5 protein-coding genes and 1 pseudogene are annotated in these 5,664 nt (G+C 69.2%); 5 read left to right on the top strand and 1 reads right to left on the bottom strand.

Annotated features, from left to right (window positions below; genetic code table 11):
* The 3 genes from KME77_RS25640 to KME77_RS25630 all read left to right on the top strand — a co-directional run.
* Positions 1 to 701: serine hydrolase domain-containing protein (locus tag KME77_RS25640; protein WP_219471503.1), on the top strand; the 701-nt coding region annotated here is incomplete at its 5' end.
* A gap of 123 nt (positions 702 to 824) precedes the next feature.
* A complete protein-coding gene (locus KME77_RS25635) occupies positions 825 to 2,072 on the top strand; it encodes an AAA family ATPase (protein ID WP_219471502.1) in 1,248 nt (415 codons plus the stop codon).
* Positions 2,069 to 2,755: an RloB family protein gene (locus KME77_RS25630; RefSeq protein ID WP_219471501.1), complete on the top strand. Its 687-nt coding sequence runs from the start codon at positions 2,069 to 2,071 to the stop codon at positions 2,753 to 2,755. Before KME77_RS25635 ends, KME77_RS25630 begins: the two co-directional genes overlap by 4 nt.
* Positions 2,756 to 2,764: 9 nt before the next feature.
* Here KME77_RS25630 and KME77_RS25625 read toward each other — a convergent pair whose 3' ends face one another.
* Complete coding sequence (locus KME77_RS25625) at positions 2,765 to 3,946, bottom strand: LacI family DNA-binding transcriptional regulator (RefSeq protein ID WP_219471500.1); 1,182 nt, start codon at positions 3,944 to 3,946, stop codon at positions 2,765 to 2,767.
* A 168-nt stretch (positions 3,947 to 4,114) separates the two neighbouring features.
* On the opposite strand from KME77_RS25625, the gene KME77_RS25620 reads away from it, so the two are divergent.
* Together KME77_RS25620 and KME77_RS30640 are read left to right on the top strand one after the other, a co-directional pair.
* Positions 4,115 to 5,332, top strand: coding sequence for an ABC transporter ATP-binding protein (locus KME77_RS25620; RefSeq protein WP_219471499.1), 1,218 nt, complete (start codon positions 4,115 to 4,117; stop codon positions 5,330 to 5,332).
* Positions 5,333 to 5,450: 118 nt separating this feature from the next.
* Positions 5,451 to 5,664, top strand: a pseudogene (locus KME77_RS30640) (IS30 family transposase); the annotation flags it as partial.

Below are 5,664 nucleotides of genomic sequence, written 5' to 3'. Positions count from 1 at the left end.
GTGAGCGCTTCCGCGTCTACCGTCCCGAACAGATCGTCGCCATGGCGACGAGCCACCGCCCCGCCTTCCGGCCCGGCACCCGGTGGGCCTACTCCAACACCAACTACGTCCTCGTCTCGATGATCATCGAGAAGGTCACCGGCACCCCCTGGCAGCAGCAGCTCCACGAACGCGTCATCGAACCCCTCGGCCTGCGCCACACCTTCACCCCCGGCACCTCGCCCTACCTGCCGCGGCCGCACCTCAGGACGTACAGGCGGCTGACCCCCGGCGCCCCCTTGACCGACGTGACCACCTACGCCGCCGGGCAGGCCGACGGCTCCGTCATCAGCACCCCCCACGACGTCAACCTCTTCTACCGCGCCCTGCTCGGCGGCCGCCTCCTGCGCCCGGCCCAGCTCGCGCAGATGAAGCGGACCCGGCCCGCGACGCCGTTCAAGGAGCTGTGGCGCGACGCCGGCTACGGGCTCGGGCTGATGAAGCGCCGGCTGCCCTGCGGCGGCTGGGCCTGGTTCCACGCCGGAGGCGGCTGGAACGCCGTCACCGACAACGCCGTCACCACCGACGGGCGCGCCGCGGTCACCGTCGCCTACGCCAGCACCCTCGGCCCGGACCAGTCCCCGGTCCAGCAGATCAAGACCTCGGCCACCCTGATCGACCACGCCCTGTGCGCCGCCCGTTCTGCGCCCAGGCGGCCGTAGGACATGTCGTGCGCTCCACATCCGACTGACAATGCTGACCAGTTTCCAGCCTATATCAGAGAGTTTTCTTCCAGAACAGGCATAAGATACGGGCGGATGCTGGATCTGGCTGAGAGGTGCGACATGCTTGTCGGGTTTCGCGCCGCGAACGTCCTGTCGTTCCGGGAGGAGTTCGAGCTGTCGCTGCTCGCCCCCGAGGGCAGTGATCACAGCGCCCGGTCCGTCGGCGGCTTGTGTCTCTCCCCGGTCGCCGCGGTGTTCGGGGCCAACGCGTCGGGCAAGACCAATGTGCTGAGCGCCATGCGGTGGATGCGGCACGCCGTTCTCGATTCGGTGGCCGACTGGGCGCGCGCCAAAGGCGTACCGAGGCGGCCCTTCGCCCTGGAGCGGGGAGCCCTGGACGAAGCCTCGCTGTTCGAGGTGGACGTCGTCCTCGGTGAGCACAGGTATGTCTACGGGTTCGAGGTGTCCGATGTACGGGTGGAGACGGAATGGCTTCATGTGTACCCGCACGGGAGCCGTCGTCGACAGGTGTGGTTCGAGCGGGACGCCGAACGTCCGGGGCGCGGCGAGTCCGAGTACCGCTTCCCCAGTGACTGGCTCAAGGGCACCAAGCGGCCCGTCATCGACTACACCAGGCCCAATGCATTGTTCCTCACGGCGGCGGGATCACTGAGCCTGAAACAGCTGGCGCCTTTGCACGCCTGGTTCAAGGACAACCTCTGGCTGGCCGGTCCGCTGGACGACCCGCGGAAACGCGATGCGCACACGCGATGGGAGCTGCTGAGACCAGGGTTCCGCGAACGGGTCGAAGGGCTGCTCGCAGTCGCCGATCTGGGGGTCATCGGGGTCGAAGTCGACGACAGAGGAGACGAGACGCCCGAGGTCTCCCTCGTTCACCACGGCAAGGACGGGCCGGTTCCGTTGGACATGAGCCATCAGGAGTCGTTCGGCACACTCGCCTGGTTCGCCTTTCTCGGGCCGCTGCTCGAAGCGCTCGACGATGGAGCGGTGCTGCTGGTCGACGAGCTCGACTCGAGCCTTCACCCGCTGCTGGTCGCCGAGGTCGTACGGCTCTTCGAGGACCCCGTCGCCAACCCGAAGGGAGCGCAGCTCGTCTTCACCGGGCACGACGTGACCTTGCTGAGCAAGGCGCACATCGAACGTCCGCTGGACCGTGAACAGGTGTGGATCACGGAGAAGCGGAAGACGGGGGAGTCGGAGCTGTATCCGCTCACGTCGGTCGGCGTGCGGGCGGACGAGAGCCTTGAACGCGGCTACCTGCGCGGTCGCTACGGCGGAGTGCCCCGCATCGGGCTCGGCGGGGTCGCGGTGGAGGTCGAGCGACGCTCGTCCAGGGCGGGCGCGTGAGCGGCGTCAGGAGGAAGGGGCCGCCCACCGGCGGCCCCCGGGTGCCACGTGTGGTGACCGAGGGCAGGAAGCGCAAGGTCATCTACGCGGTGGTCGAGGGCGAGAGCACCGAACGTGACTATCTCGGGCATCTGGAGGAGCGGTTCGGCGGCGATCCTCGGAGGTTCGAGATCCACGTCCTCTGGAAGCGCAAAGGGCTGAAGCCGGACGAGGTCGTGAACTGGGCGCTGGAGAAGGCCAGTGAGCTGGAGGATCCACGGCGTGAGCAGGTGTGGGCTCTCTTCGACAGGGACGACCACAGTCGTGTCGAGGAGTCCTGCAGACGCGCCGAGAGGGCGGGAGTGCGGGTGGCCTTCTCTCACCCGTGTTTCGAGCTGTGGCTGCTGCTGCACTTCGTGGCGGGAGTGCCTGGGGCGCCCACGTCAAAGTGCATCCAGGATCGGCTGAGAGCGGCTCACCAGGCCTTTCGTACCTTCGACAAGCGGCTCGACGGTGCTCCGCTGGCGGCGCTGAACGGCAACGAGGCCGATGCCGTCAACCGGGCCAGGTCGTTGGTCACCAACTGTCCGAGCATGGCGTGCACCGCCAGGAACGGGCACGGCGCCGACTGCAGGGTTCTCGACCGCACGCCTTCGACGGACGTGTGGCGCATCCTGGTCGAGCTTGGGATCGTGACCGTCTGAGCGCTGTGCTCAGTAGCGGGGGCCGCAGCTGCCGCGGACGATGAGCTCCGTGGGCAGGACCACGCTGCGGGGGCGGCGGGTGCCCGCGCGCAGGACCAGCTCGGCCGCGCGGTAGCCGATGTCGCGGCCGGGCTGGGCGATCACGGTCAGGGGCGGGGAGCAGAGCTCGGCCCAGGGGACGTCGTCGTACATCACCAGGGACACGTCGCGCGGCACCCGCAGGTCCAGCTCCCTGGCGGCCAGGACGGCGGCCTCGCCGAGGACGTTGCCGCCGGTGACCACGGCGGTCAGGTCGGGGCGGCTCTGGAACAGGCCGGAGGCCGCCGCGTAGGCGGAGTCGCGGCTGCCGGTGGCGAACACGACCAGTTCCTCGTCCACGGGCGCCCCCACCGCCTCGCGGAACGCGGCCACGCGCCTGCCGTGTCCCGGGCCGCCGAGGAAGGCGATGCGGCGGTGGCCGAGACCCCTGAGGTAGCGGACCGCCGTACGGATGCCCGTCCTGTCGTCGGCCAGGACGGCGGGGACGTCGAGCGGCCGGGTGCGCGCCGCGCCCTCGCGCGCGCCCCCGGAAGCCGTACGTCCCCCGGAAGCCGTACGTCCCCCTGAGCCCGTACGTCCCTCGGGCAGGGGTACGCCGTCGAGGGCCATGAGGTCGGCGACGGCGGCCCGCTCGGGCATGTCGCCGGTGGGGTCGTCGGCGGGGTCGTTCCGGGCGGGGGAGGTGTCAGGGGCGGGTTCGGCGGGGAGGCGGTCGGCGAAGACGATCGTCATGCCCGCCTTGAGCGCCGGCCCCCACGTGTCCGCCCCTCCCGACGGCACCGCGATCACCCGGTCCACGCTCTGCTCCAGGAGCATGCCGATCAGCTCGGCCTCCTGCTCGGGGTCGTCGCCCGTCGAGCCGAGCACGACCGGCTCGCCCGCCGAGCGCGCGCACGCCAGGACGCCCTCGGCGAGCTGGCCGTAGAAGGTGTCGGTGAGGTCGGGGACGAGCAGCCCCATGCCGCCGGTGCGGCGCTGGCGGAGGTTGCGGCCCAGCGCGCTCGGGCGGTAGTCGAGCTGGGCCGCGACGGCCAGCACCCGCTCGCGGGTGCGCGGGCTGGCCGAGCCGCCGGACAGCACGCGGGACACCGTCGCGACGCCCACTCCCGCCGCCTCGGCCACGTCCTTGATGGTTGCCCGCCTCGATTCCATGGAAACGATTCCATCATGGTTTCCGTCCCGCCGGTAGCCCGCGGGGGCAACACGGGCTGGTCCCTTGACAGGTGGTGTCCGTTTCGGGTGAGATGCTTGAAAACGTATCCACGAGTGTGGCTACCCGCACAACATCCGGGTCACCGCCCGGGAGCGTGAAGGAATGTCATGGCATCCATTGTTCTGACCAATGTCGACAAGATCTACGCCGGTGGCGTGAAGGCCGTGAACGGGCTCAACCTTGAGATCAAGGACGGCGAGTTCATGGTGCTGGTCGGCCCCTCCGGTTGCGGTAAGTCGACCGCGCTCCGGATGATCGCCGGTCTGGAGGACATCAGCGGCGGCGAGATCGCGATCGGCGAGAAGGTGGTCAACCACCTGCCGCCGAAGGACCGCGACATCGCCATGGTCTTCCAGAACTACGCCCTCTACCCCCACATGACGGTGGAGGAGAACCTCGCCTTCGGCCTCAAGCTCCGCAAGATGCCCAAGCCGGAGATCCAGAAGCGCGTCAACGAGGCCGCCAAGATGCTCGGCCTGGAGACGTACCTCAAGCGCAAGCCGGCCGCCCTGTCCGGTGGTCAGCGCCAGCGTGTCGCCATGGGCCGCGCGATCGTCCGTGAGCCGCAGGCCTTCCTCATGGACGAGCCGCTGTCCAACCTCGACGCCAAGCTCCGCGTGTCCATGCGCGCCTCGCTCAACCAGATGCACGAGCGCCTCGGCGTCACCACCGTCTACGTCACCCACGACCAGGTCGAGGCCATGACGCTGGGCGACCGCGTCTGCGTCCTGCGCGACGGCATCCTCCAGCAGGTGGACACCCCGCAGAACCTGTTCGACAAGCCGGTCAACCTGTTCGTCGCCGGCTTCATGGGCTCGCCGTCGATGAACTTCGCCACCGCCGAACTGGTCCGCGACGGCGGCGCCGCGGTGACGTTCGCCGACATCAAGCTGAACATCCCGGACTCCGCGTTCAGCGAGAAGCCGGGCCTCGACCAGTACATCGGCAAGAAGGTCATCCTCGGCATCCGCCCGTCGGACTTCGAGGACGCCACCTCGGCCGGCAACCACGCCAACGGCTGGGCCACGCTGCCCGTCAAGGCGGAGGTCACCGAGGAGCTCGGCTCCGAGATCAACGTCCTGTTCCTGATCGACGCCCCGCCGGTCGAGCACAAGGACACCGTCGCCGCCGCCGACACGGGCGACGATGAGGAGGCGACGCTGCCGCTGTCGGGCGACAAGTCCCTGTGGACCGCGCGGGTGAACGCGCGCAGCCACGTGCGGCCGGGCCAGAACATCGAGCTCGTGGTCGACACGCACAACCTGCACTTCTTCGACCCGACCTCGGGTCTGTCCATCGGCCACGAGGCGAACATCGGCAAGTGACCGAAGTCCCGCTCCCGGGTTCTTGGGCGTGAGCACCGCTCACGCCCGCTCCGGCCCCCACCGCGACCCCCTCCCTCCCTTCTAGTGGTCGTCGCAACACCCCATCTTGGGGAGTTCGATGGCTTTCGAAATACGCGACAACCGGAGCCTGTCCCAGGGCCGCGCGCCGTTGACTCGTGAGCGGGAGGAATACTTCCGGCTTATGGATCAAGGTGTCAGCAGCCGTGAAGCGTGCCGGATCGTCGGGATCAACCTGCGGACCGGGAAGCGGTGGCGCAACGGCAGGGCACCGAACAAGTCGGACCGAAGGGGGGCGCCGCCGGTCAGACGAC

Source organism: Nonomuraea rhizosphaerae (assembly GCF_019396405.1).
Taxonomy (GTDB): Bacteria; Actinomycetota; Actinomycetes; order Streptosporangiales; family Streptosporangiaceae; genus Nonomuraea; species Nonomuraea rhizosphaerae.
The sequence above is the reverse complement of the archived record's forward strand: the minus strand, read 5'-3'. Positions and strand labels throughout refer to the sequence as shown.